This is a genomic window from Pseudoalteromonas sp. NC201 (assembly GCF_002850255.1).
Taxonomy (GTDB): Bacteria; Pseudomonadota; Gammaproteobacteria; order Enterobacterales; family Alteromonadaceae; genus Pseudoalteromonas.
In genome coordinates this window covers 137,264-162,921 of record NZ_CP022523.1, presented here as the reverse complement: position 1 = coordinate 162,921, position 25,658 = coordinate 137,264, and the positions used below count along the sequence as shown (strand labels likewise).

23 protein-coding genes are annotated in these 25,658 nt (G+C 43.2%); 8 read left to right on the top strand and 15 right to left on the bottom strand.

All coding sequences use genetic code 11. The annotated features are described in order from the left end of the window. The first annotated feature begins 142 nt into the window (after window positions 1-142). Complete coding sequence (gene udp / locus PNC201_RS18695; RefSeq protein WP_010605330.1) at window positions 143-901, top strand: uridine phosphorylase; 759 nt, start codon at window positions 143-145, stop codon at window positions 899-901. Between the two features lie 26 nt (window positions 902-927). Here the strand turns inward: udp and cdd are convergent, their stop codons facing one another. The 3 genes from cdd to ppc all read right to left on the bottom strand — a co-directional run bounded on the left by cdd (window position 928) and on the right by ppc (window position 5,055). Continuing rightward, complete coding sequence (gene cdd, locus PNC201_RS18690) at window positions 928-1,794, bottom strand: cytidine deaminase (protein ID WP_010605329.1); 867 nt, start codon at window positions 1,792-1,794, stop codon at window positions 928-930. A 43-nt stretch (window positions 1,795-1,837) separates the two neighbouring features. Continuing rightward, window positions 1,838-2,155, bottom strand: coding sequence for a hypothetical protein (locus PNC201_RS18685; protein WP_223192100.1), 318 nt, complete (start codon window positions 2,153-2,155; stop codon window positions 1,838-1,840). A 266-nt stretch (window positions 2,156-2,421) separates the two neighbouring features. Beyond that, window positions 2,422-5,055 carry a phosphoenolpyruvate carboxylase gene (ppc, locus tag PNC201_RS18680; protein WP_102057994.1) on the bottom strand — a complete coding sequence of 878 codons (2,634 nt, stop codon included), beginning with the start codon at window positions 5,053-5,055 and terminating at the stop codon, window positions 2,422-2,424. A 125-nt stretch (window positions 5,056-5,180) separates the two neighbouring features. Here ppc and PNC201_RS18675 point away from each other — a divergent pair, with 125 nt between their 5' ends. Genes PNC201_RS18675 through PNC201_RS18665 form a run of 3 tightly spaced genes read left to right on the top strand, consistent with a single transcriptional unit; the run spans window position 5,181 to window position 6,937 of the window. Beyond that, window positions 5,181-5,570, top strand: a complete 390-nt coding sequence (locus tag PNC201_RS18675) for a thiol-disulfide oxidoreductase DCC family protein (RefSeq protein ID WP_102057993.1) — start codon at window positions 5,181-5,183, stop codon at window positions 5,568-5,570. Then, window positions 5,563-6,288 (top strand): SDR family NAD(P)-dependent oxidoreductase, encoded by a 726-nt coding sequence (locus tag PNC201_RS18670; protein ID WP_010605325.1) that lies wholly within the window; start codon window positions 5,563-5,565, stop codon window positions 6,286-6,288. Before PNC201_RS18675 ends, PNC201_RS18670 begins: the two co-directional genes overlap by 8 nt. Before the next feature lie 7 nt (window positions 6,289-6,295). After that, window positions 6,296-6,937, top strand: a complete 642-nt coding sequence (locus PNC201_RS18665; RefSeq protein ID WP_102057992.1) for a flavin reductase family protein — start codon at window positions 6,296-6,298, stop codon at window positions 6,935-6,937. 6 nt (window positions 6,938-6,943) lie between these two features. Here PNC201_RS18665 and PNC201_RS18660 read toward each other — a convergent pair whose 3' ends face one another. Then, entirely contained in the window at window positions 6,944-7,729 is a 786-nt protein-coding gene (locus PNC201_RS18660; protein ID WP_102057991.1) for a DUF6279 family lipoprotein, read from the bottom strand. Between the two features lie 140 nt (window positions 7,730-7,869). Here PNC201_RS18660 and PNC201_RS18655 point away from each other — a divergent pair, with 140 nt between their 5' ends. After that, window positions 7,870-8,595 (top strand): tetratricopeptide repeat protein, encoded by a 726-nt coding sequence (locus tag PNC201_RS18655; protein WP_102057990.1) that lies wholly within the window; start codon window positions 7,870-7,872, stop codon window positions 8,593-8,595. A 184-nt stretch (window positions 8,596-8,779) separates the two neighbouring features. Beyond that, a complete protein-coding gene (locus PNC201_RS18650; protein WP_102057989.1) occupies window positions 8,780-8,950 on the top strand; it encodes a DUF2986 domain-containing protein in 171 nt (56 codons plus the stop codon). A 178-nt stretch (window positions 8,951-9,128) separates the two neighbouring features. Here PNC201_RS18650 and PNC201_RS18645 read toward each other — a convergent pair whose 3' ends face one another. The 8 genes from PNC201_RS18645 to PNC201_RS18610 all read right to left on the bottom strand — a co-directional run bounded on the left by PNC201_RS18645 (window position 9,129) and on the right by PNC201_RS18610 (window position 21,350). After that, window positions 9,129-9,503, bottom strand: coding sequence for a glyoxalase/bleomycin resistance/dioxygenase family protein (locus PNC201_RS18645; RefSeq protein WP_010605320.1), 375 nt, complete (start codon window positions 9,501-9,503; stop codon window positions 9,129-9,131). Between the two features lie 203 nt (window positions 9,504-9,706). Further along, a complete protein-coding gene (locus tag PNC201_RS18640; RefSeq protein ID WP_102057988.1) occupies window positions 9,707-11,110 on the bottom strand; it encodes a coniferyl aldehyde dehydrogenase in 1,404 nt (467 codons plus the stop codon). 307 nt (window positions 11,111-11,417) lie between these two features. Then, on the bottom strand, window positions 11,418-12,866 hold the full coding sequence (locus tag PNC201_RS18635) for an SLC13 family permease (RefSeq protein ID WP_102057987.1): 1,449 nt from the start codon (window positions 12,864-12,866) through the stop codon (window positions 11,418-11,420). A gap of 12 nt (window positions 12,867-12,878) precedes the next feature. Continuing rightward, window positions 12,879-13,829 carry a porin gene (locus tag PNC201_RS18630; RefSeq protein ID WP_102057986.1) on the bottom strand — a complete coding sequence of 317 codons (951 nt, stop codon included), beginning with the start codon at window positions 13,827-13,829 and terminating at the stop codon, window positions 12,879-12,881. Window positions 13,830-13,990: 161 nt separating this feature from the next. Then, a complete protein-coding gene (locus tag PNC201_RS18625; protein ID WP_102057985.1) occupies window positions 13,991-15,346 on the bottom strand; it encodes a sigma-54-dependent transcriptional regulator in 1,356 nt (451 codons plus the stop codon). Continuing rightward, complete coding sequence (locus tag PNC201_RS18620) at window positions 15,339-17,060, bottom strand: sensor histidine kinase (protein WP_102057984.1); 1,722 nt, start codon at window positions 17,058-17,060, stop codon at window positions 15,339-15,341. The genes PNC201_RS18625 and PNC201_RS18620 overlap by 8 nt, the downstream gene beginning before the upstream one ends. Before the next feature lie 140 nt (window positions 17,061-17,200). Next, on the bottom strand, window positions 17,201-19,030 hold the full coding sequence (locus PNC201_RS18615) for a M28 family metallopeptidase (RefSeq protein ID WP_102057983.1): 1,830 nt from the start codon (window positions 19,028-19,030) through the stop codon (window positions 17,201-17,203). 136 nt (window positions 19,031-19,166) lie between these two features. Then, on the bottom strand, window positions 19,167-21,350 hold the full coding sequence (locus tag PNC201_RS18610) for a M4 family metallopeptidase (RefSeq protein WP_102057982.1): 2,184 nt from the start codon (window positions 21,348-21,350) through the stop codon (window positions 19,167-19,169). Between the two features lie 537 nt (window positions 21,351-21,887). On the opposite strand from PNC201_RS18610, the gene PNC201_RS18605 reads away from it, so the two are divergent. Together PNC201_RS18605 and PNC201_RS18595 are read left to right on the top strand one after the other, a co-directional pair. Further along, window positions 21,888-22,415, top strand: a complete 528-nt coding sequence (locus PNC201_RS18605) for a hypothetical protein (RefSeq protein WP_102057981.1) — start codon at window positions 21,888-21,890, stop codon at window positions 22,413-22,415. A 282-nt stretch (window positions 22,416-22,697) separates the two neighbouring features. Further along, entirely contained in the window at window positions 22,698-23,132 is a 435-nt protein-coding gene (locus PNC201_RS18595) for a hemerythrin domain-containing protein (RefSeq protein WP_102057979.1), read from the top strand. 62 nt (window positions 23,133-23,194) lie between these two features. Here PNC201_RS18595 and PNC201_RS18590 read toward each other — a convergent pair whose 3' ends face one another. The 3 genes from PNC201_RS18590 to PNC201_RS18580 all read right to left on the bottom strand — a co-directional run bounded on the left by PNC201_RS18590 (window position 23,195) and on the right by PNC201_RS18580 (window position 25,651). Beyond that, entirely contained in the window at window positions 23,195-23,932 is a 738-nt protein-coding gene (locus PNC201_RS18590) for a sulfite exporter TauE/SafE family protein (protein ID WP_102057978.1), read from the bottom strand. A 46-nt stretch (window positions 23,933-23,978) separates the two neighbouring features. Then, window positions 23,979-24,668: a pirin family protein gene (locus PNC201_RS18585; protein WP_102057977.1), complete on the bottom strand. Its 690-nt coding sequence runs from the start codon at window positions 24,666-24,668 to the stop codon at window positions 23,979-23,981. 83 nt (window positions 24,669-24,751) lie between these two features. Continuing rightward, window positions 24,752-25,651 carry a LysR family transcriptional regulator gene (locus PNC201_RS18580; RefSeq protein WP_102057976.1) on the bottom strand — a complete coding sequence of 300 codons (900 nt, stop codon included), beginning with the start codon at window positions 25,649-25,651 and terminating at the stop codon, window positions 24,752-24,754. Window positions 25,652-25,658: the final 7 nt, after the last annotated feature.

The window sequence follows — 25,658 nt, the reverse complement described above, 5'->3', positions numbered from 1 at the left end:
TATTATTTCCCGCTTCAAAATAGCTCATTTACTTAATACGATTGGTATAATTTAAACACACCACACTTAAATAGGACATCTGTCCTGTACTTGATAGGCGTTAACTATAAACATTACGCTTTAATTATAACTAAGGTTTACTATGGAAAAGGTATTTCACTTAGGTCTTACGAAAGCCGACCTACAAGGCGCTTCACTAGCAATTGTTCCGGGTGATCCCGAGCGCTCAAAACGCATTTCTGAATATCTCGACTCTCCAGTCTGCTTAGCACAAACTCGCGAATTTCATATTTACCTTGGCTTTTTAAATGAAAGTCCTGTGGTAATTTGCTCAACTGGTATAGGCGGCCCATCTACGTCAATCGCCGTTGAAGAATTAGCACAGCTTGGTATCACTACCTTTTTACGCATAGGTACGACTGGTGCCATTCAACCACATATCGATGAAGGTGATATTTTGGTGAGCACGGCATCAGTGCGTTTAGATGGCGCTAGCCAGCATTTTGCGCCTATCGAGTTTCCTGCTGTGTCTGATTTTCATACCACTTCAGCAATGGTACAAGCCTGTGAATCGTTGGGTATTACTCACCATGTTGGGATCACTGCGTCTAGCGATACTTTCTACCCAGGGCAAGAACGTTACGACACATACTCAGGCTACGTCAGAAAAGCGTATCAAGGTTCGTGTGCAGAATGGCAAAAGCTTAATGTGATGAACTATGAGATGGAATCTGCGACGTTATTTACCATGTGTGCAGCACTTGGATTGAAGGCAGCTTGTCTTGCAGGCGTATTGGTAAACAGAACACGCCAAGAAATTCCTAATGTCGACCATCAAGCTGTTGAAAAGAAAGCTGTCACTGCAGTTTTAAAAGCAGCTGAACTGTTACTTTCGAAGTAGTAGCAGTAAACGTAGAGATTGAGCGGTTACTCAATCTCTATATGTGTAAGCAAATGCTCGGCATTGTATGCCTTTAAAACCGCTAAGCTTACTTGCAGCTGATTAGCACTGCCCTGCTTTTCTAGCAAAGTGATCTCTACGACATTTACCTCAGATAATACTTTACCCGACATAGCTAATTGACTTAGTGCACTTTGTAATGGCGATAAGCTTGGGTTATAAGCCGCATTTTCAGCATAACGCCCATAAAAGCACTCACCAGTGTCTAGTTTAATTTCCACCGCACTTTGGTTGTGTGTGTAGGGGCAATAAGCGCGCAGATAATGCCGATAAAGCGCCGCACTGATTGATGCAGGCGATGTTTCATTCGCAGCAAGATGTTGCGCTTGAGAAAAGAGCTTTTCACTGTTGCCCAGATCGTCCGGACCAAACGAAGTCGGCAGCAAGTCACACAACGAGGTTTTGCCTGTCGGCAATAAAATTTCAAGCTCCTTTGCCGTGCTTAGCTCATTCATAAATTGACGACAAAATCCGCAAGGCGCGGCATTAATCGTCATTTTAGAGATTTCCGTTGCACCATTTAACCACGCATTGTTAATTGCCGCTTGCTCGGCATGAACAACCAAAGAAAGCGCCTGATGCGAGAATTCTAAATTCGCGCCTAAAAACGCTTGTTGCGATTTATCATCCCAAGCAATGGCACCAACATAAAATTGTGAAATAGGAGGCGTAGCAAACTCAGCTGCAACTTCAAGTAATGCTGCCTCAAGCTCAGATCGAGATAAGTGAAAGCGGTTTTGATATTGTACTAATTGGGAATAACTAAATATTCCACGATGGGCGATGGCGTATTGCGTTAACGCACTTTTTATTGATGGTTCTATCTTTGCCATATTGTTGTCATGTTTATCTATGGCAGGATAGTTTACGCAAGAGTTACAGCCGACTCAACCATTCTCTTGCAGATTTAAAACACTCAAAGTTTTCAGCGCTGATATTAAAACGCTTAATTTTCTGTAGAAAAAGATCATGCATATAACCTTCAAAACCAACGACGCGTGCAATATGTAAATTGCCAATATTGTGCGCAACTTTTGGCATTATGTTCACAATATCAATTGCGGCGAAGCGGTGTTCAAGTTCACTCACATCTACTAATACTTTGCTACTATTATGCTTTTTTGCGTATAGATTGGCTTTCTCGTATGCCGAGACCACATCGTTTGCATTCGCAATTCCTCTGATCTTCATCATAATCAGATCATTACACTCATCAAATGTGACGCTAGTAGATATTTTGTGCATGTATCGTAGACCTATCAACCGACAATTCTTGAATAAAACAAATAAAACGACTGGTAAAACCAGCCGCGCATTTTAAATCAATGAGAATTACTGTCAATAAATATACTAATAAAAAACCAATCAAAATAAAAAAACCAATCCATTGGGATTGGTTTTGTAGCTATTATGCTTATAAATGTAAAATTTTACAAAAATAGATTATTCAAATTGTTGCACTAACCCGTGTTGCGCATCCCCGCCGCAATCCCTGTCATCGTGATCATAAGTGCCAGTTCCAAATCGTGATTGGTTTCTTCACGCACACGCTTTAACAGTTCTATTTGTAACAAGTTTAGAGGATCAGTATACGGATTTCTCAGCCCGATCGATTCTTTGATCCAAGGTTGCTGTGACAACAGCGACGACTCTGGCGCAAGGCCGCGAATAAGCTCGATGGCCTGTTGTAAGTTGTCTCTTAACTCATCCCCTAGGCCTATATACTCGTCACTAACTAAACTTGCATCATACATCTCGCTGAGCCAAAGGTCGGCTTTACAGAATACCATTTCGAGCATTTCTAAACGGGTTCTAAAAAATGGCCACTTTGCGCTCATTTCTTGCAGCATGTCTTTACCAAACGTTTCTACGGCAGCTTCAAGACCTTCTTTCGCCCCTAGCCAAGCAGGCAACATCAAGCGGTTTTGACTCCATGCGAAAATCCATGGAATAGCCCTCAAACTCTCTACTCCGCCGTTTGGATTTCGTTTAGAGGGCCTCGAGCCTAGCGGTAATTTAGACAGTTCTTGTTCTGGCGTTGCCATTCTAAAGTAAGGCACAAACTCAGGGTTCTCTCGAACAATACTGCGATACTTTTTGCAGGAAGCTTCACTAATCGTCTCCATAACCTCTACCCATTTCGATTCGGGCCTTGGGGGCGGCAACAAATTACTTTGTAAAATCGCACTGGTATAAATAGATAGACTTTGCATCGCGACTTTAGGTAAACCAAATTTAAAGCGGATCATTTCGCCTTGCTCGGTCACTCGCAAGCCACTTTTTAGCGAACCAGGAGGCTGAGATCTCAGCGCTTGTGCAGCAGGCGCCCCCCCTCGACCAATCGTACCTCCACGGCCATGGAAAAGGACCAGCTCAACGCCCTTCGCATCAGCAAGGTTAACCAGCTTTTCCATTGCATCATACTGCGCCCATCCTGCCGCCATCATCCCTGCGTCTTTTGCAGAGTCGGAATAGCCGATCATGACATATTGCTTGGCACCAATCGTGCCTTTATACCAAGTGTTCTCAAATAACCCGCTGATCACTGATTGTGCATTATTTAAATCATCCAGCGTTTCAAATAACGGGGCTACCGGTAAGTTGAATTTACATCCGCTTTCTTGCAGTAATAAATGCACGGCGAGAATATCTGAGGCACTTTGCGCCATTGAGATAATGTAGATGCCAAGTGCGTTTTGGTCTTGATCCGCAATCGTTGCAAATGTCTCTAGCACCTCTTGAACATTAGAAGAAGGTTGCCAATGACGTGGCAGTAACGGTCGTCTCGAGCTTAGCTCGGTTAATAAGAAAGCTTGCTTGTCTGCTTCTTGCCACTGAGCATAATCACCAAGACCCAAATAGCGCGTTAATTCAGAAAACACTTCGGTATGTCTGGCGGAATCTTGGCGAATATCTAACTTACATAAAGACACGCCAAAACAGTCGATTCGTCTTAATACATCTAACAACAAACCGTCGGCAATATTAGCCATGCGACAATCAACCAGCGAGCGATAACACGCCTCTAGTGGCTCTCTTATCTGTGATACCTGTTTAATCTTGTCCTGATAATGAGAGGGCGTGCCTTTGATTTTATATTCCAATGCTGCAATGGTTTCTTCTACCTCAGCGCGTACTTGCTTTAGTACATAACGATAAGGTTCATTACTGCCGTCCGCTCGCGCTATAAAGCTTTCGGATGCATTACTCATAGAGAGTTCTGCGCCCAAAATTTCTAGATCTCGACGATATAAATCAAGCGCCATCCAGCGGCCGTGATCAAGCACAGATTGCGTCACATGAGAAGTAACAAACGGGTTGCCGTCTCTATCGCCCCCCATCCAAGAAGTGAGTTGAATCGGACTAAAATTGGCTGGTAGTTGTAAGTTTAATCGCGTTTTCACTTGGGCGTTGAAATACCGAACAAACTTAGGCACGGCTTCCCAAAGACTATTTTCAATAACCGCGAATCCCCACTTTGCTTCATCCAGCGGCGTAGGTCGCTTTTCTCTAATATCGCTTGTGTGCCACGCTTGTGAGATCAACTGCTCAATGCGGTCAATGACCTCATCGTAGACAGGGTCCTCACCTGAGGTCACCTCAAGCACTTTTAAACATTCGCTCAGCTCAACGTGTTTATTGATGATGGTTCTGCGTGTTACTTCCGTCGGGTGAGCGGTTAGCACCAAATCGATTTTTAGTTTGCTTATTACATCTGCAACTTCGTTTAGTGTCAGCGCACCAGCATCAACTTTACTTTGCAATTCATCAAGCGCCTTATCGACTTCGATCATCACGCCGTCTGGAGAGCCTGATTTTGAAATGGTGTGGAATTGTTCTGCGACATTCGCCAGGTTTAAGAAATGATTAAATGAGCGAGCAACGGGAAGTAGCGCTTCATCGCTTAGGCTACGTAAGGTGTCAATCAGCGCTTGCCTATCTGAATCATTACCGCTTCTAGAGGATTTTGCTAGGTGTCTAATTTCTTCAACTTTGTCTAATGTTTCTTGACCCTGCGCTTGTTGAATAATTTGCCCTAACATCTGCCCCAAAAGGCTCACATTACTACGTAGGCTTGCGTATTGCTCAGTCATACAATCTCCTTGATGAAAAGATACTCGAACTCCACTATACCGAGAATAAATTGATTTGCGAACGATCTATTTTCAAGACGTTAACGTAATAACATGACAAAGATAAGTATTATTCGAGTGAGCGAATGATTGTATTTTACGATGGTAACTGTCCGCTATGTGTGAGAGAAATGAATGAACTTAAGCATTTCGATCAACACAATAAAATTGATTTTGTGAATATTCATGATGATCGCTTCTCGAGCGAGTTTCCTAAGATAGAGCATGAAGCGGCTATGACTAAACTCCACGGTTATGATAACCAAGGTAAGCTTATTTTAGGACTAGATGTTACCGCAGCGGCTTGGAGTCAAGTTGGCAAACATCGCTGGATCAAGTTATTAAGATTACCCATCATCCGAACAATTGCAGACGGCGTTTACCTGTTTTTTGCAAGGCACAGAATGAAAATTTCTAAACTTCTGGTCCCAAATCAATGCAGTATACAAAATAGTGGAGATTGCAATCGTGACTAACTTCGCCATCATAGTGATTGGTGCAAGTTCAGCGATCGCTGATGCCTTTATACAAGCGCAAACCGAACAAAATCCCGACGTAAAAATGATCACGGTGTCTAGGCAAGCTAAAGCGGCTTCACATGCCAATAACCTGCATTTTCAGTGTGATTATTCTAAAGCACAAATTCAACAAGTTGCGAGCCGTATTCTCGAGCAAGAGTTAACGATTAAAAGCGTCACCATTTTTAATGGCTTACTCCATGACGAGTTTGATACATTCCCAGAGAAAAAGCTTGAGGACATTGATCTTGAATACAGCATGGCGCTGTTTAATATCAATACCATGATCCCCATGCTTTGGTTACAAGCTTTATTGCCAGTCTTAAAAGGTAAGCAGTCATGCGTAGTTACAGCACTCTCTGCCCGTATTGGAAGCATCAGTGACAACCAGATGGGCGGCTGGTACAGCTACCGCAGCTCAAAGGCTGCGCTTAATATGATGTTTAAAACCGCAGCAGTCGAGCTTGCGCGTCGAGCAAAAAACATTAAGCTCATTTTGTTCCATCCAGGTACTACCGACACGCCACTTTCAAAACCTTTTCAAGCCAATGTCCCGGACGAAAAACTCTTTACGCCGGAATTTGTAGCACATCAACTTAGTGGCATCATCGCAAACAGTCATCCTGATGGTACGGTGAGCTATGTTGACTGGCAAAATAAATTAATTGAATGGTGAACACAGCATGAAACACTTCTCAAGTAACGATATTAAAACCTTAGACGAGCGTTATCGCGCATTGATGATAAATTCACTATCAGGCTTCAAAAGCGCTAACTTAATTGGAACGGTTGATGAGACAGGTCAAGAAAACTTGTCTATCGTCAGCTCCGTTTTCCACCTCGGTGCCAGCCCGGCGCTCGTGGGTGTGATTTTTAGGCCTCATAGCGTACCTAGGCACACATTGGAAAATATCTTAGCGACTGAAAAATACACCATTAATCAAGTTAATGTTCAAATTTATATGACAGCCCATCAAACCTCAGCCAGATATGAAAAGAATCAATCTGAATTTGAGGAAACAGGTTTAACCTCCGAGTATTTAAATGCTTTTCCAGCTCCGTTCGTCAAGGAAAGCAGATTAAAATACGGGCTTAGCCTCAAAGAGCACCAAATCATCAAGCTCAACGATACCGAGCTGGTAATAGGCGAAATTGAGTCTCTTCACATTGAAGAAAACGCTCTACTCGAGGACGGCTATATCGATATAGAGGCGCTCGACTGTGTCGCGATTTCCAGTTTAGACTGCTATCACAGTACCAAGCGTATTAATCGCTTGGAGTATGCTAAACCAAACAAGCCAACCAGAATTAAATTACTTGGCTAGGTATCTCTACAATGATTCCAAGAGCTCGAGTAATTCTTCGAGCTCTTCCTTAAAGTGCTTCTTTTGTTTGCCGCTCATAGTGCCTTTAAGTTTAACAGCGAGATTTGCATACTCTTTTATTCGCCTTGCTTGAATATCTAGGATGCGCTCAGGCAGCGCTGTGGGTGTAGTAACTATCGCTTGCTGCAACAGCTCAGGTGAAACCTGCTCGACTCCGCTCAGTATCATGGCTTGTTTAAACTGGCTAAATCGTCTTTGTTCATGTGCACGCCAAACCTGACGCGCAAACTCGCCTTGCTCGTAATATTCGTTAATAAGCTCCTTTTGTTTATCACTCAAATCACCAAGCCAACGCTCGTAGCGGTTAAATTGGTCTCCTTCCTCCCAGTCATCGTCCAACATTTCTTTTTCTATGTTGGCTATCAGCATTTCTCGCTGTTCACGGTTAAGCGAATTTAGGTGTGTTTCTAACTTGGGATATACGGCTTCAACGACGGAATACCAATAGTTCCTTGTGGTATACACCATATGCACCATGTCACTCTCTGTCATGGTTTGCCAGTGCTTCAACAGTGATTGGATATGAGATTTGTATTTTGGTAGCTCTGACTGTCGATGCCACGCAACCAAAGATTCTACATCAGCCTCCAGCTTTTCCTCTTGCTCATCCGTCAGCTCAACATAATCGGAAATATAATAACTCGCTAACCATCCTAAGTTGTTATAGGCCAATCTTTGACTACATCCAGCCAAACACAGTAAACATAGCGCCAGTGCTATTAATTTCTTCATCCCATAGCCTCAATTTTTGTTTTTATTACCTTATATTAACGCAGTATCTGCCATTTTAGATTTGTATTTTGTAAATCTGTGTTTCTGGCATTAGAATAACTAACAACATAGTTAGCATAGCTACCTTAAGGAGGTCTATGATGTTAGGCAGGATTTCAAAAACATGTATCGCCATTGCACTTTTAAGCCAAGCACCTTTGGCAACAGCTGGATTGGAAGAAGGCATAGATGCACTCAATGCTGGCAGGTTCGAAGAAGCACTACAAGAATTCAATTATTTAGCTGAAATGAACTACGCCCCAGGCATTTATCAACTCGGTGTAATGTATGAAGGCGGCTATGGTGTCGTTAAAAATCAACGCAAAGCTGCAGAGTTATTTCAACAGGCCGTAAAACTTGGTGAAGCCGACGCAATGTTTGCGCTAGCAGTCATGTATGACGAAGGTCGCGGCGTTAAAAAGGACCGCTCAAAATACGTTGAGCTAATGACCAGAGCGGCAAACAAAAACATGCCAGCCGCGCAATTTAACGTAGCGCTAATGTATGCAAACGGTGACGGTGTACCACAAAGTTACCGCCACGCACTTAACTGGTATGAAAAAGCCGCCGCAAACAACTACACCTTAGCCATGTTTAATTTAGCACTCATGTATTTTCAGGGCTTAGGAGTCGAGAAAAATATTGAACGCTCGTACGTATGGAACACGTTAGCCGAATTTAATGGTTATGCTGAAGCCACAAAGAGCCGAGTACTCGACGAAAAACAGCTTTCCCCTTCACAAATCGAGCAAGCGAAAGAGCTCGCTAATAGTATTTACGAGCGAATTCAAGCCGGTAAATACGTAGCTGAAACACGTACAAAGTAAGTAAAGTGGTAAATAATAAAGGTCTCATGTGAGGCCCTTATTATTTTACTTACTAAGAGATTGAGCTAGTACCATCACACCTAGGTAAAAGTCATGCTCATTGTTAACTGCGGCAATCTTTTTACATTGTTGAACCCGCTAACACTAAGGTAAACTAGCACTTCATTCATAATGAGCTGTGAAAATGAACCGCAAAAAGAAAATTTACGAAACCTTAAAGAAAAAAGACAAACGTGCTAATGCTAAACTCCACAAAAGCAACAAACCTCGTTATATTTCAAAAGCTGAGCGTGAGAAAATCGCAGCCCAACAGCAAGAAAGAGAGGAATTAGATAGCGAAAACAACGAGCATTAATAGCCCCAGTTTTGTGTCAGCTCGTCATTAACTATTTTAATTTCAAGCACTTTTTAACTATGATTCTGCATTGTTGCCTACCTCAATCAATCCTCCAACGTTAGATGAGGATCTCTGCTCTCAAATTAAAATTGATTTGCTGGTTTGAACAGTGAAAATTCACACGTGTTAGGTGTTACTATTTCCATGACTCTGAGTCTTTGCAAACAAGGTGGATAATCGATGCAGGGCTGGACACCCAGAATGCCTGAAATCCTTCAGGTAACGGCTCGATTTCATCACAGCGTACGACGCCAGCAGCTTTGAGGTGCTCTGACGCTGCTGCAATATCATTGGTAACAATCTCGAGCCATGTTTCGGCTTGGCTGATACCAGGTACGCTGTCGAGCCAGAGATTATTGGAGCCAAACTCAAAACCAACCGATGGAGCATGCTCTGTTATTTCTTTGAGGCCAATGACATCGCGGTAGAACTGAAGCGTTGCCTCGTACTGATGAGGCGGCAGCTTCATGGCGATATTACGACCAGCTGTAAACTTAACCTTAGTATTCATGTGAACTCCTTCCTGACTGAAACTGTCATCCTGTATCGTGTTAGCCTGAATATTGGGCTGAGCCAGCACTCTCTCTAGCATCAGCTTTTTATCTGTCGATATTGTGAAGTCCCATAAAAATAACCAGTGATATTTCAGGCTAAGTCTTATTTCAAGTACATTGGATCTCAATATGTAATGGCGCTTCGCTCAACACATTAACGCTACTTTCTCCTCAAAAATAGCCACTCTAAAGGCTTTGTAAGCAGCTTCGAATGGCTAAGCAACATCTTGTTGCGCCATTTAGTATTATTGGATTGGAGAATGGGCTTTTTGTGGCTAAAGGTATAAAAGCCTTCTTCGCCATGATATTGACCCATACCAGAGTGACCTAGGCCACCAAAGGGTAAAGACTCAACAACCACGTGCACTATGGTTTCGTTGATCGCTAGAGTCCCCGTTGCGAGCTCCTTTGACACTTTATTCATAGCAACCTGAGATTGCGTAAACAAATAACTCGCAAGTGGTGTGGTGTCTTCTCTAATGTAGTTAATCGCATCATTTAAGTCGGATATTTTTAGTATCGGCAAAATCGTTCCAAATAACTCCTCTTGCATCACCCTCATGCTTTTGTTGACCTGGGTAATGATATGCAGAGGGAGCTGACGATTGTCGCATGCCGGCTCAGCTTGCCATACATTTGCGCCTTTACTTTTGGCATCAATAATAATGTCATTTAAGCGCTGAAATTGTCTGTCGTTAATAATTGAAGTTTGGTTTTTTACACCTACTTTTGTTTTATATGTTTTTTCGTAGTGCTGTTCCAGCTCAGCAATAAATGCGTCGTATTTTTCTTCGTGCACTAACACATAATCTGGTGCAACACAGATTTGACCTGAATTAGAGAGCTTACCCATTAACACGCTCATCGCAGCGGCGCTGATATCAGCGTCATCAAGCACAATAACAGGTGATTTCCCCCCTAACTCTAGGGTGACCGGCGTGAGATTTTTAGCCGCCGCCGCCATCACCTTTTTGCCAACTGCTGTTGAACCTGTAAATAGCAAGTGATCAAATGGCTGCTCAGTAAAAGTCGTGGCAATATCAGGTCCACCTTCAATGACGCACACTTCATTATCCAATCCTTTAAAAATGGCTCTTATCACCGCATTCACATTGGGAGTGAACTCGCTCAACTTGAGCATGACTTTGTTTCCAGCGGCGAGGGCGGTAATCACGGGGACAATCGCCAACTGAATTGGATAATTCCACGGGGCTATCACGCCCACGACTCCTTTTGGCACAATCTCAATTTTCGCCTTAGATGGTAGCCACTGCGCACCGGGTGAACGATGCTGCACTTTGCTCCATTTGCGCAGGTGCTTAGCGATATAATCAATCGAATTAATGCAAGGCATGATGTCTGCAATCACAGTATCGAATCGACTCCGAGTACCAAAGTCCTGATCCGCCGCCTCGACTAATTGATCTTGCCGTTGCAATATACGTGCTTTTATTTCCGCTAGTAAACGTAAGCGCTTTTCAAGCGCTGGGTAAGGATCTTGGTTAAAGCGACTTTTTAACTGAGTAAATGTGGCTATTAGAGTGCTGGTATTATCTTCAATCATTATCAGGTCCTGCTAATGTCTAATTCGAATATAGCAAGGAAAAAACAACGGGTCTATCTTCAAAAAGCTAGGTATTATACCAATTGTATTAAGTAAATGAACTATTTTGAAGCGGAAAAATAGCTTTAGTAGCTAGGCAAAAATTTTGCTATTTAGTTGTTCTAAATGAGAAATTTTTAACGACGCTAATACGGTATTTTACCCTTCAAATAGGTTGGAGAGTTAACACAATTGGTATTACTATGGAGGCAGGCTGCGTATGACCGAGTTGCCTTTCGATGGACACAGCCTGTGGAGAATGGCAACTTTAAAACCCTAGTATGCTCCTTGCCAAAGTCAAGGTAACGATTGTAATTAACCCAATTGCGACTAAGTTCAAAACAAACCCTGCTCGGATCATGTCTTTAATTTTAATCTCACCCGAGCCAAATACGATAGCATTTGGTGGTGTTGCGACAGGCATCATAAAGGCGCAACTGGCCGCGATTGCTGCAGGGATAACCCAAGCTAAAGGAGAGCCCGTGATTGATTCAGCGACAGGTCCAAGTAAAGGTAAAAAGCCTGCAGCCGTTGCGGTATTGCTGGTAATTTCCGTTAAGAACGTAATAAGCGCTGCAACAACTAGCACGCCAAGCACTAAGCCCATGGCATCCGCGCCCGCAAGTAAGTTAGCGATGTAATCGGCAAGTCCTGAAGATTTGATCTGTGCCGCGAGCGATAAACCACCGCCAAATAATAGCAAAATCCCCCAAGGCACCTTAGCAGCGCTTTCCCAATCTAAAATACGTTCGTCACTTCCCGACTTAGCAGGAAGAACAAATAGTAACAGTGCAGCGGCAATTGCAATGCCAGTATCTGACAATTTAAGACCCGTAACATCACCAATTAGCGGTCTAAAGATCCAACATACTGCCGCTAAAATAAATACCGCAAAAACCCCTTTCTCCGCACGAGACATTTCACCGAGTGCTTTTAATTGGGAAGTAAATAACGACTTAGTATCAACATTGATTTCTTCTTTATCAACCTTGTAAGTCACTTTGGTCAACCAGAACCAAGCAAATGCCAGCATCACCAAAGACAAAGGCACACCAATCATCATCCAAGTGGCAAAACCAATCTCTATTTGATAACTGTCGGATAAATATGCAGCCATTAACGCATTTGGTGGCGTACCAATTAAAGTTGCAATACCTCCAATACTGGCACCATAAGCGATAGAAAGTAATAGCGCTTTAGCAAAGCTTTGGCTATCTCCACCCTGCTCTTTTACCAAGTGAATAACCGAAAGTGCAATCGGTAACATCATTACTGCCGTTGCCGTGTTTGACATCCACATAGATAAAAATGCTGTCACGCCCATCATCGCTAAGATCTGTATACTCGGTTTAGTGCCTGCGAACAACATGGTATTCAGCGCGATGCGTTTATGCAGCCCCCACCTTTCCATGGCGATTGAGAGCAAAAATCCACCCAGAAATAGATAAATCAAAGGATGCGCAAACGGTGCAGCGACTGCTTTAATAGATGCAATCCCGACTAAAGGCGAAATAACCAAAGGTAATAACGAAGCCGCTGGAATAGGCACAGCTTCGGTTATCCACCAAGAGGCTAGCCAAAACGCTAAGCCTGCGGTTCTCCATGCCTCAACCGACATGCCATATGGTGGTTCAACCAAACAGATCAGTAACATTACCAAGGGACCAAGCCACAGAAACAGCTGCGTTTTTATCGTTTTTTTATTCTCTTCTGTCATTATCTTGAACCTTTAAAACTTATATTTTAAACCAACAGCGATGCTAGTATCGTCTTGTGTTTCAAGGTCGAGCTGCGTTGCCATTACATACAAGTTAGTTTGTTTATCAAAAATATAGTCTGTACCTAGCGTCCACTGAGTCGCATCTTCACTGTGGCGTAATCCGCTTGAGTCTTTGGCAAACTGTAGCTTCGGACGCCAATTATCGTCGAGTTGATAACTTGCGCTTAGCACATAGCCATTACCTGATTTGTCTTTCGCTAGATTTTCACTGTCTTGGATGATGGCACCAAGTTGTAGCTTTTGCCACTTGTAAGCCAACGCGATACGCGTAGCAACCAAATTACCAATACTGTCGGTATGACTCAGAGCAACATAGTAATCTTTATTTTTTAATGCTCGGTCACCATAAATTGCGGTAGCTGCAAACCCAGTTTCGTCGTTGCTCGCGTCGTCTTTCGGTGTGTAGGTCAGAGAAAAAGAAAAGTCGTTCCATTTAGGTGAAGAATAGGTAATTGAATCACCAACTCTGTCTTGGCCTGCTAGCACTTGGGCAATATCACTTTGGGTTTCGTTAAATTGATCGATTTTCCCTTCACTGAATTTAAAACGCGTGTCGTTTCTGCCCACTAAAACCGTACCAAATTTACCTTCAAGGCCAACATAGGTGTTTCTTGCTGAAAATGGCTCGGTGGTATCGTCGTGTTCAAAACCTTTAACTTGTACTTCATATTTGTAGACGAGTTTTAGATCGCTTGATAAGCCGTGAGTGCCTTTTACACCAATTCTTGAAAATGGTGCGTCAATTTGTGTGCCCTCTTTGGTATAACGCATCACACCTTTGTCTGTGTTGGCAATTTGAACTTCTGCTTTACCATAAATGCTGTAGTCTGCGGCTAACGCAGAGGCTGATAGCGTTGCACTGGCAACTGCCAACGCCACTAAAGATTTACTTGCTGTCATAACTTGTCTCATTTTTTGATTATTGTCGCTTAAGACAACGCAATTCTGAGACCAGAGTTTATTTTTTAATATAAATCAGATGGATAAATAAAAATCTAAGATTAACACCAGCTAAAATGTGCGGATTTCCACACACTTAAATCTATAATGTGTCACTAAATTCACCCATCATCATTGGTGAACATAGTGCGATTTAAACCATACTTGTTCATCTTGTCGTACAAGGTTTTTCTCGGCACTTTTAGCAAATTCATCGCATCTTTTATGCTGCCTTGGCTTTGTGCCAGCGCTTCTTCAATTAGCGATTGCTCGTAGTAGCTCACCTTCTCAGCCAAACTCAACGTTTCGTCAGACAAATTGCTTTGCATGTTACTCGTAGTCATCGCACCACCGAGTAAAATGTGGCGCTCGGCGTGGTTTCTCAGCTCTCGCACGTTCCCAGGCCAGTCTTGTGCCAGTAGCTGCGCCTCTAATTCAGGGCTAATTGGTTGCATAGGTTTATGAAAGCGAGTAGCGGCAATGGAGCTAAAGTGTTTATATAGCAGCGGAATATCAGCTTTTCTGGAACGAAGTGACGGGATCATCACTTTGACGAGGTTAAGTCGATAAAATAAATCCGAGCGAAATTTACCCTGTGCGACTAAGGTTTGTAAATCCACTTTCGTCGCCGCAACCACTCTAATGTCCAGTGCTATCGCAGTGTTGCTACCAACTGGCGTCACACTTCTCTCTTCTAAAACGCGCAGCAGCTTCACTTGTAAAGCCGCAGACATAGCTTCGATTTCATCCAAAAAAACCGTGCCACCTTGGGCAAAAGAAAATTTTCCCTCGCGAGACTCTTTAGCACCCGTAAATGCTCCGCTTTTGGCACCAAATAATTCACTTTCAATCAGCTCTTCTGGAATCGCACCACAATTGATGGCGACGAAGTTATGGTTTGAGCGCGCGCTATGGTCGTGTAAGTATCGCGCCACCAATTCCTTTCCTGTACCGGTTTCACCTTCAATCAATACGTCAGCTGGGGTATCAATCACAGCATCAAGCAAGTGCAGCATTTGCTGCATTTGTTTTGTCTCACCTAAGATCCGCACCCCCGGTGCAGACTTTTTCTTGACTTGCGCTTTTAGCTCTCGGTTTTCCATCACCAACCGGCGTTTATCAAGCGCCCTTGCTATGCAATCAAGTAGCGGCTCTGACACAGGCTTTTCAAAAAAGTCGTAAGCCCCTTTTTGAATGGCTTTTACCGCCACTTCAACATCCGCAAAGCCGGTCAGAAATACCACAGGTAACTCAGAATCAAACTGCATCACCTGCTCTAAAAATTGAATACCATTGACCTCGGGCATATTGATATCGCAAAGCACAACACCGCTAAACTGACGAGAAAGTTTTTTTAATGCAGGCGTTGCACTGGAAAAACACTGCACTGAGTACCCTTCTATTTCAAATAGTTGCTTTAGTGCATCTCGTATACTTTGTTCATCATCGATGATTAACAGTGTTTTCTCTTCAGTCATTTTGCGGATTCTTTGTGTGTAAACTAATTAAAAACTCGGCACCACCTTGAGGATGATTATGGGCACTGAGTTTGCCATGAAACGATTCAATGATTTGCTTTGAAATGGATAACCCTAAGCCCAAGCCATTACCTGATTTAGTGGTGTAAAACGGTTCAAATATGTTAGATAAAGCGTGCTGTTTTATCCCTTCGCCCGAGTCAATAATAGACAGCTGGATCTTACCTTCATGCTCCACGGCGCGAATATAAATACATTTATCATCTTGCTCAACAATGGCTTGGCACGCATTGCTAATAATATTCACCAGTACTTGCTCAAACTTAAATGGGTCAACCCAGATATTGCACGCAAGCCCCTCACTTTGAATTGCTACACCGTAGCGTTTGAGTTCAGGCCCAACTATAACTAAGGCGTTATCTACAGAGTGTTTAAGGTTGGCCACCAGCATCTTATTATCATGATGCTGACTAAATGATTTTAGCTGCGCCACGATTTTATGCACTCGAGTGATCAAAGATTGGATCAGGACCATATTTTCGACTACTTTGCTTACGTCTCCCTTTTGAGCCAACCGTTTGGCGCTGGCGACATACGCACTCATGGCACTAAGTGGTTGATTGATTTCATGGTTAATGCTGGCGCTGAGCTGCCCTATGGTTGCCAACTTGGCAGCGCGAATCAGTGCATCTTGTGCCTGCTCAAGCGCTTGCTTGCGGCTGGCAACCTCAGCCTCTAAACTCCGCTGACTGAAAAGCAGTTGTCTGTATCCTGTCAGTTTACTCAACGTGTACTCGACAACGACAAAGAGTAAAATCAATACCAGTGCGGTTACCCCAAGCCGCGGCCACTGTGCCGCTTTGATAGGCGCAACTTCATGTAGCAAATAAAGAGTGTATTGCTTGTTAAGCGGCCTCTTTTGCATCAGCGCGTCGCTGCCATGAGATGAAGTTTTCACTCTGGTTGGTGAAAGCACGCGCCAATCAATCGGAAACAGAGATTCGTTTTCAAACTGCCTTGAGGATTCAATTTCTTTGCGCTTTGCTGGGGACAGTTCCCCTAATGATGCTAACCGCCACTGCTCAACATCAGATGCCAGTACAATATGATTGTCATCCACAATTAAGAAATGGCTATCAGTTCCCGTATCAAGCTGGGCTTTATCTGATTCAAATTTACTGGCGTTAACCTTCATCACCACCACGCCCACAAGCGAGCCGTCTTTATAGACAGACTTAGCAAAATAGAAACCACGGGTTTTGGAACGTAAACCGAGCGCAAAAGAGACATGCTCATTGCCCTTGATTGTTTCGTAAAAATAGGGGCGAAAGGCAAAATTGCTGCCTTTATAGCTATGCGGTAAATACCAGTTGCTGCTCGCAATCACAGTTCCACTGAGGTCTAGCAGGTAAACGTCTGACGCACCACTGGATATTTGAATGTCCTGAAGGTATCTGTCCAGTTCATTGGAGTTAATAGCGGTTGCTTGCTGTAAGCCTGATTGCACCAAATTGCTTAGACTCAATTGCGTTTGGATAGCTTGATAACGAGTAAATTCAGTCTGGATATAACTATTGAACTTTTCTAGGTTGGTTTTAGTCTGACCAAGGACATTTTCCTCATCCTGTGCCACATTGAACAAATAACTTGCCCACAGCCCACAAAATAATAATAAAAGATAAATTAATATCTTAACTGAGAACTTATGTGACACACGCAACTCCTAATTGAACTCATTGAGTCTATCAGAAGCAGAATATCAATTAAATCAAATCTCTTTAAATCAATGTATCACTAAGCGCTAAGACCAGAGATAAACAAGGTTTTATCTCTGGTCTTAATTTTAAACGCGTATTAATTCGCGCTAATACTTAGCGTTACATTGCTCGCTGCTTGGTAGCCTTGCAGGCCGATATGCCAAGTGCCAGCCTGAGGATTGGAGATGGTACATACCTCATTATTGCCATTTTTGTATGGCCGACATTGGTAGGTGCTGGTATTTGGTTGCGTGCCAAAATTAACATAAAGATCCGCATCTCCCGTGCCTCCCGACGTCGTAATTGTCAGGGTTTGGTATCCCGCGGTTAGTGCTTGACTAAAATACTGCCACTGTCCGCTGGCGACAGAAATATTATTGATAGTTTCGTCAATAGGCGTATTGCCACTTGAGGTATCGTATTGTCCTACCAAACTGACCCCCGAAATCGCGTTCCATGCCTCTACCATCACGTAATACGTACCAGTTTGCACAGCGGAAATATTGCATTGCTCGTTACTAGACGAGTTAGTGCTCTTGCAGTCATGAGTATCCAAAGTAGGTTTGGAGCCATAGCGAACGTAGAGATCGGCGTCACCACTGCCACCTGAGGTGGTAAAACTTAAATTAGTTGCACCTTGTGGTACTTCCATGGTGAAAAACTGCTGGCTTTTAGAAGCGCCAGAAATCCCCGTTTTAGCCACACCATTTTCAAGCTTATTGTTTGGTTGTGGCGGAGGTGTATCACCCGCATTTTTACCAAGCTCAGCAACAAACGCCAGCGCGAGTTTTGCAAATTTTTGTGCATGTGTTGAATCAAATTCAGTATCGTTGGTGGTATGAATTTTTCTGTTGATCTCAGACATTCTTGATTCAAATGGCATAGAAGCTGGGAACCCTTGCTGATACCAAGATGCATGGTCGGAGCAGCCATAGCCACATTGGTCATAGGCATAGCTAAGGTTTGGCAAATAAGTTTCAATTAATTGGCCTAAGAACTGATTCTGTGCGCTGTTTGTATAGTCTGTCATCATCACAATATCCGCACTACTGCCATTGCGGCCAGTCATATCAAATTGTGTCATACCGACTACGTTTTTTCCCTGAGAGCTGTAAGACTGCGCGATAGCTTTAGAACCTCGAAGCCCAACTTCCTCTGCCGCAAAGCCCATGATTTGGATTGTCCGCTGAGGCTGATAACCATCTTCAATAATAGCGCTTAGCGCTTCAGTAAGCACAGCGATCCCTGAGGCATTATCATCCGCACCCGGCGCAAGCCCACTCGAGTTAGATTGGTTAATTGAATCAAGGTGCCCGCCGATAATAACGATTTCATCGCTCAGTTCGCTACCTGGAATGGTGACAATCACTGAAGACTGAGCCCAAGAGTGGCTAAAATATTCAACACTAATATCTGAGCGACTTGCTGCAATATCGCTCCATGTTTGCTTGACCCATGCAGCGGCATCAACACCCGTTTGCGAGGTATAATAGCGGTTATAAAAACTGGTTAGCGAATTGACACTGCTGTCTAAGTTTACCGTACTGACTTTTGAGATTAAGCTGTTAACCCGCGCGGGGTTATCAATGCTGTAGTTAACCAGCGTCGCACTTGGGTTTATGCTTTCTAACTGTGCAAGGTAGCTTTGCGCCTGCTCTAAAGAGTCATGAGCGACAAAGCCACCACAGCGGTGATATTCGTCGTGCATAAATGCACTCAGGTGTGAATGTAAGTTTGCAGGTACTTTTAACGCTTTGACTTCACTGTTCGGTAAAGAAAGCTGCTCAAAGTGAGTACCGCGAATAGAATTATGGACTTGGAAATGCTGACTAGACTTCGCATCCATCGTCACCCAAACCTCTTCTGACGCTTCAGAAAAGCCACTCAAACAGGCAATGCTCAGTAGCATAGGTGTAGTTAATTTCATTGTTGTATCCTCAACTCATTTGAATAACAACATGATTTAAGCGCTGAGCAAAATAAAAGGATTATTCAAATGAGGTAAATTTATGATTTTTTGGGGCCTAATAAAAAGGGAGCTTGCGCTCCCTTTAAACTTTTACTTAGTTCGCTTTGATATTCAGTGTTACACCGCTTGCTGCGCTATAGCCACGTAAATCAATATACCAAGTACCTTGCTGCGGGTTTGCAATCGTACAAGTCTCATTGTTACCGTTTTTATAAGGGCGACACTGATAGCTCGACGTTGTTGATTGAGAACCAAAGTTTACGTATAGATCCGCGTCACCTGAACCGCCAGAAATACTCACTTCAAGATTGCTGTAGCTAGCATTTAGATCTTGCGTGAAACGTGCCCAACTGCCAGATGCAACACTGATATTAGACTCAGTGCGATCAATTGGTTGAGTTCCACCCGTTGAGCTGTATGTACCAGTCAAAGTCACGCCCGAAATCTGATTCCATGCTTCAACCATCACGTAGTACTTACCAGCTTGAATGTTACTAATATCGCAGCTTTCGTTGCTTGTAGACGTTGTGCTATTACAATCATAAGTGTTTAACGTCGGACGAGAACCATACTTGACATAAAGGTCCGCATCACCGCTACCACCAGAAGTGGTGAAGTTTAGGCTAGTCGCATCAGCTGGCACATCAAGGGTAAAAAACATTTGCTCTTTTGCCGCGCCACTTATCCCAGTACGAGGCTGACCGTTCGTTAACTCTTCATCGCCACCAGGAGGTGGTGGTGGGTTAGTGTCACAGCTACTACCTGTGCTTAAGTTAGAGTTAACGCCAACCGCTGCTAACGCAGCTTGTACATCACCAGGTTCATAACCTAGGTCACATGCCGCATCCATTACACCGTTACCTGCAGTATCCCAATCGGTGTTCGCAGTCCAATACATTTGGTTAGCTTTTGCCATTACGATAAAGGCTTTTTTCGTATCCCAACCCGCTGTAGTTGCCAGATTGTAGAAGGCTTTGTTGAACACCCCTGAAGTGTGGTGAACGTCCATGCTAGACGTATAGTTAGACTGGTGATCGATTGAGCGGCCGTCTTGCGTTGGGTCATTCATATAACGCAATGCGCCACTGCCTTTGAAGATGTCTTGGCCAACTAACCAGTCATTGCTGCCTTTCATATAAAATTCAGCAGCCTCACCAGCCATATCAGAAAACGCTTCGTTCAAGCCACCTGATTTATAACGGTATACTAGACCTGAGTTTTGCTCAGTGAAGCCATGACTCACTTCGTGAGCAGATACATCAAGGCTTACCAACGGATAGAATGTATTCGCACCATCGCCAAAAGTCATCGCGCTGCCATCCCAGAACGCGTTTTCATAATTACTGCTATAGTGAACGCGCATTTTAAGCTGGAACGACAATGGCGCTGTGCCGAGCCAATCGTTGTACATATTAAATACTACATTGCCAAAATAATGGGCGTCGTTCAGCGGTGAGTATGCACCGTTAATTTCTTTAACTGTATTTTCTGGGCACGTAAAGCTATGTGCAGTCGAGCCGCTACTACCGTGATTTAAGTTAATTGTCTTAACGTTCGCATTAGTCATGGTACAAGTATTGCCTGACTGTGCAACGTCTAGATGACCATAATCAGTACCATATTGGTAACGACCAGTCTTTTGGTTACCACCAGGGCCTATCGCATCTGCATGCTGCAAGTTATTGAAGCTTTCTAACACTTCGCCTGTGTTTGCATCAATGATCAAATATGGGCGTTTAGGCTCATCACCATAAGTAACAAAAGTGACTTCATAGACTAAACGTGCCGTTGAATTGCCATCCAGCCAGATCGCAAGGCGAGATTTCTCGTTATGTTTTTTAAGCTTTTTGCCTGCACTAAGCGATTGCTTTTCAAACTGATTCAATGCCATTTTGGCATTTAGCTTGGGTTTTACCGAACCGATGTCAGCCGCGATGTTATAAACCGCTGCACCGTGAGCCTTTTTAAGCGCACCGGCATCATCAAACGTTAAAATGACCGAATCGCCAATCACTGGTAATCCTTGGTACATTTGTTGAAAACGCTTAGTTACTTCACCTTTTTTACTATTGAAGCTTTTAAGCTCCTTTAGTTGGCTCGCGCTTTCCAAACCAATCAGCACTTCTGGTTGTGTACTCAACACTGTTTGAGAAGCTGACTTAAGCATAGTATTAATGTCAGCTTGCTGGTTTAAGTATTGTTTTGTCGCAGCTTGAGCACTGAGCGAAGTAAACGCAATCGCACACGCCGTAGCCATAGTTACTGTAGATAATTTCACGAATTACACTCCTAGTATTGTTGTTTTATTGTCCTTTTCATCACTGCTTAACAAAAAACATTAGATGAAATGTGACTGTTTTCTCCTTCAACTGCAGAAGACATGGCAAGCCCATTAGCACTCGCCACGCCTTATTAGACTAGGCAGCAATTCAAATAAATAAACCCCAAAGTTAACATTTTAATAATATTTAATTTACTTTAAATATTTATGCAATGCTTTCATGCATTTGTTTAAAAAATAGACCCACACTTAATATCTTGAATTAAGTAACAAAACATACCTTTGTAAATTTTTTGATACAATATGAGTAAATAAGCCAATTTCTTCCCTAAACTAACTTTATAATCATTATGTTGTATCAAAACATGTAGTAACTACTCAGTAATTCTTTCTGCCTTGTGCTTCATTTGTTCAACCCCACAACATCTGAAATCTAAAATTATTAATAAAATTCAATATCTTAGAAATCTTACTCTCCCGGTATAACACTTGCAGTTTGAATAATTACAAGCTGCAACGAAATTAGGAGGAGTAATGGATACTTTTGAAATATTATCCTACACAGATCATAGAGTTGGGGCCGTTCTAACAGGGAAAGCAGCCGCAGAAAAATTGCAAAATGAATTGTTAAACAGCCACCTTGTTCAACATGAGCATCTAGAACTGGTTAATCCGTATGACAAAGATGCCGACAAAAAACTTGAGCCTAAAAGCGAAAGTCGCCTTGCCAAAAACATGCTTAATTGGCATTTGTACCTTGGCAGCATGGGGGTGATATTAGGCTTTCTAATCGCGGGACTATTGGTAAGTTATGGACCGGCTTTCACACAAGCTAATCCTTACTTAACGTTTATCGCTTTATTAAGCCCCGGCTTATTTTTAGGGCTATTTGCTTCAGGCCTTATTTCTTTGCGTCCAGACAAAGATGCATTTAATCAGGCGGTGATGAATAAAATCGCAGAGGGCAAGTGGCTGCTTATCATTAAAACGAATAATGAGGCGCATCGAAGCAAACTCATGTCGTTTTTTAAAAACAGCACCAAAGCAGACGTTTTAAACTAGGGCCTGTTGACCTTTGCTGTTTGATTTTTGTTCTCCTGAGTGTGTTTTGATCGCGACGCTCGACTTGCCGCCTAGTAATCTAGGCAAAAGTTGAGCAACAATGAACAAAGCGCACTCAGGCGAACCCAAACGGCAGCGCTTGATTGGAATTTCTACTGTGTTATCGCCTAACTTACATAGAATAACTATGCTACGCAGGCTCTGCCTTGTATAAATACCAATCAAACTGCTGCAAAAACAAACTTGAAAGGTCAACAGGCCCTAGAATAAGAGGTAATCTACATGGAAATTTTTAATGCAATAAAGCAAGATCATGATCATCAACGCGCCCTATTGAACATGTTGGCAGAAACGTCTGGTGATTCAAAGGTCCGCGAAAAGTACTATAAAGAGTTGAAGGACGCGCTAGAGGCGCATGCCATCGCAGAAGAAAGGTACTTTTACGCCCCATTAATGGAAAGCGATATGACGATCGAAGACTCTCGCCACGGTATCGCCGAGCATCATGAGATTGATGAGTTAATTGAGGCACTGGATAATACGGAGTTTTCCGACCCTAGTTGGCTAACTAAATTGAAAAACCTCAAAGACAAAGTTGAGCATCACTTGGCTGACGAAGAGCAAGCGTTTTTCCAGCGAGCGGGTAAGGTACTTGATAAAAGTGAAAAGTCGCAACTTGCAGATGAGTATCAAAAAGAGATGGAAGAACAGCTATAGTTTTCTATGCCCACAACATGTTGTGGGCATTTACTTTGCTGCATGTTGGTAAGCCTACACAGTCACAACAACTTACCAATTAATACCAGTCCAAGCATGAGCAGTAGTCCATTCATCACCAGCAAAAATTGCTTTTTAGGTAAGCGTTTCGATAGGTGCACACCGAGTCTATTACCGAGCAACGCTAAAGGTGTAAAACAGATAGCAAGCAGCACATGTTGCCACTGTAACAACCCAGTTGCAGAGAAGGTAGCCAACTTAATCACATTCATCAGCGCAAATAGTACCGCAACCGTCGCGATATAAGCCGTTGGCTCCAACTTTCGAGCGTTAAAATACACCATGAGTGGTGGGCCGCCAGCATGAATTAAGGTCGTGGAGATACCTGCCGCGGTAGAGGTGCTCGCGGCCAGTAGTCTCAAGTGCCCAACACTTTCAGGTGTATTTTTAATCAGTAAGCTTTTAAGCGCAAATACTATACTCATCGCTGCAATCACAACCGTCAGCCAAAACTCACTGACGCCTTGAAGAAAAAGTGTTGCTAAAGCTATCCCGACTAGCGTACCTGGCAATAACCGCTTTAATTCTGACACATTCCATAAGCGCCAATAGCTCTTCAGGCTAAAAACATCCGCGACGATAAGTAACGGAAGCATCAACGCAATGGCGTCCCTTGGATTCAACACCATCATCAAAATTGGAACAGAAAACGCCCCTAACGCGCCTGCAAAGCCAGACTTTGAAATACCACTTAGCAGAACGACAAGGGCAATTACTGCAAGTTGAATTGGTTCTGTCATTCTTCAATTCCTTTAATTTTAGGCGCTGAATTTAATACCAATTTGCTTAGTTAAGTAATAAAAACCACAGCGCTTCAACATCCGTTACTGCGGTAACCTGCATGTTGTCACCAGCAATCAGACCGATGCCATCGCCTTGCTGAAATGCCTCACCATCGAGCGTCGCTTCGCCGCCAACAATGTGCAAATAGGCTTTTTGCGCGTGCGCATTCAGCTCAATCTGTTGACCTTGATGTAGTTGCAATCGGTGTATTTCAGCGTCAGCATTGATACTCAGAGTGCTCTCCACGCCTGTAGGCGTAACAATCGGCGTAAGTGCACTACTTTGTTTGATTTGAATTTGTTCATAACTCGGGGTTATGCCTTTAAGCTTTGGCTCTATCCAAATTTGTAAAAAATGGGCAGGCGCTGTCTTTGAAGCATTATATTCTGAATGAAGAATGCCACTACCGGCGCTCATTCTCTGAACTTCACCTGCCGCCACAGTAAACTGATTACCCATACTATCTTGATGTGCTAATTCACCGTCAATGACATAGGAAATAATTTCCATATCTCGGTGACCATGAGTATCAAAGCCATGACCACCAAGTACTGTGTCATCATTGATCACCCTAAGATTACCAAATCCCATGTGGGCGGGATCATAATATCGACCAAATGAGAAACTATGTTGGCTTTGCAACCAGCCAAAATCTGCTTTACCCCTATCTTGTGCTTTTCGAATATATCGCATGTTTCGCTCCAAACGCATGTTGATGACCTTAGTCTATTGCCTGTTTGAAACGAATAAAATTTGATAATTTAATATCAACCATTCTACTCAACAGAATCTTCTAGCTGCATGCACAGATATCTTAACTCACCAATAAAAGCGCGCGCGGCGGGCCCAAGCCTGTCACCATCTTTAAAAATAAGATGAAGCTGTGCTTTACGCTGACTATGTTGCGAAAGTGGTAGTGGTTTCAAGACGCCAGAGTCTAGTTGCGTTTTAATAGCCGGAATAGGTAACCAAGCAAATCCTAAGCCTTGCGCTATCATATCTATCGAGGTTGTCATATGGCTCACCGTCCAACGTTGATGCGCCCCCAACCATCCTTCATCTTTTTTACGCGAGATTGCAGAATCTCTCACTACGATTTGACGATGGGATTTTAAGTCTTCGAATGTAAGCGCGCGACCAAATTGATGTAATGCGTGATTGGGATTTGCCACTGCAACAAACTCGATTTGGCACAACTCTTCACTGAACCCATCTTGTAAAGTAACCGGAGAAATGGCGATATCTACGTCGGTATTTTGTAAAAGTTCTGATGCGCCTGTTAATACTGACTCGACCAACTCGACACGCAATAAAGGGTATTGTGCAGATGTATTTTCTAGCACCTTATAGAGTACCTGCTGTGGGAAAATTTCATCGACCGCAATGCGCAATTGACTCTCAACTCCCTCGCCCAGCGTCTGCCCTACCGCTTCCACTTTTGCCGCTTCTTCCAAGAGATAATTGGCACGGCGCAGCATCATTTCACCCGCTTCGGTTAACAGGGTTCTTCGCCCTTCGACTCTAAAAAGCTTAACACCAAGGCATTCCTCAATTTTATGGACCGCAGTGTGGATACTTGACTGGCTTTTATGCACTTCTTTGGCAGCTTGATTAAAACCACCATATTCAACAACGGCTCTAAACATTCGCCACTGTTCTAATGTCACTCTCAACATACTGATT

Excerpts from the sequence above, each read along its gene's own strand:
- udp (WP_010605330.1), top strand. The coding sequence starts at position 143 with ATGGAAAAGGTATTTCACTTAGGTCTTACGAAAGCCGACCTACAAGGC.
- cdd (WP_010605329.1), bottom strand. The coding sequence starts at position 1,794 with ATGGCAAAGATAGAACCATCAATAAAAAGTGCGTTAACGCAATACGCC.
- PNC201_RS18685 (WP_223192100.1), bottom strand. The coding sequence starts at position 2,155 with ATGATGAAGATCAGAGGAATTGCGAATGCAAACGATGTGGTCTCGGCA.
- ppc (WP_102057994.1), bottom strand. The coding sequence starts at position 5,055 with ATGACTGAGCAATACGCAAGCCTACGTAGTAATGTGAGCCTTTTGGGG.
- PNC201_RS18675 (WP_102057993.1), top strand. The coding sequence starts at position 5,181 with ATGATTGTATTTTACGATGGTAACTGTCCGCTATGTGTGAGAGAAATG.
- PNC201_RS18665 (WP_102057992.1), top strand. The coding sequence starts at position 6,296 with ATGAAACACTTCTCAAGTAACGATATTAAAACCTTAGACGAGCGTTAT.
- PNC201_RS18660 (WP_102057991.1), bottom strand. The coding sequence starts at position 7,729 with ATGAAGAAATTAATAGCACTGGCGCTATGTTTACTGTGTTTGGCTGGA.
- PNC201_RS18655 (WP_102057990.1), top strand. The coding sequence starts at position 7,870 with ATGTTAGGCAGGATTTCAAAAACATGTATCGCCATTGCACTTTTAAGC.
- PNC201_RS18650 (WP_102057989.1), top strand. The coding sequence starts at position 8,780 with ATGAACCGCAAAAAGAAAATTTACGAAACCTTAAAGAAAAAAGACAAA.
- PNC201_RS18645 (WP_010605320.1), bottom strand. The coding sequence starts at position 9,503 with ATGAATACTAAGGTTAAGTTTACAGCTGGTCGTAATATCGCCATGAAG.
- PNC201_RS18640 (WP_102057988.1), bottom strand. The coding sequence starts at position 11,110 with ATGATTGAAGATAATACCAGCACTCTAATAGCCACATTTACTCAGTTA.
- PNC201_RS18635 (WP_102057987.1), bottom strand. The coding sequence starts at position 12,866 with ATGACAGAAGAGAATAAAAAAACGATAAAAACGCAGCTGTTTCTGTGG.
- PNC201_RS18630 (WP_102057986.1), bottom strand. The coding sequence starts at position 13,829 with ATGACAGCAAGTAAATCTTTAGTGGCGTTGGCAGTTGCCAGTGCAACG.
- PNC201_RS18625 (WP_102057985.1), bottom strand. The coding sequence starts at position 15,346 with ATGACTGAAGAGAAAACACTGTTAATCATCGATGATGAACAAAGTATA.
- PNC201_RS18615 (WP_102057983.1), bottom strand. The coding sequence starts at position 19,030 with ATGAAATTAACTACACCTATGCTACTGAGCATTGCCTGTTTGAGTGGC.
- PNC201_RS18605 (WP_102057981.1), top strand. The coding sequence starts at position 21,888 with ATGGATACTTTTGAAATATTATCCTACACAGATCATAGAGTTGGGGCC.
- PNC201_RS18595 (WP_102057979.1), top strand. The coding sequence starts at position 22,698 with ATGGAAATTTTTAATGCAATAAAGCAAGATCATGATCATCAACGCGCC.
- PNC201_RS18590 (WP_102057978.1), bottom strand. The coding sequence starts at position 23,932 with ATGACAGAACCAATTCAACTTGCAGTAATTGCCCTTGTCGTTCTGCTA.
- PNC201_RS18585 (WP_102057977.1), bottom strand. The coding sequence starts at position 24,668 with ATGCGATATATTCGAAAAGCACAAGATAGGGGTAAAGCAGATTTTGGC.
- PNC201_RS18580 (WP_102057976.1), bottom strand. The coding sequence starts at position 25,651 with ATGTTGAGAGTGACATTAGAACAGTGGCGAATGTTTAGAGCCGTTGTT.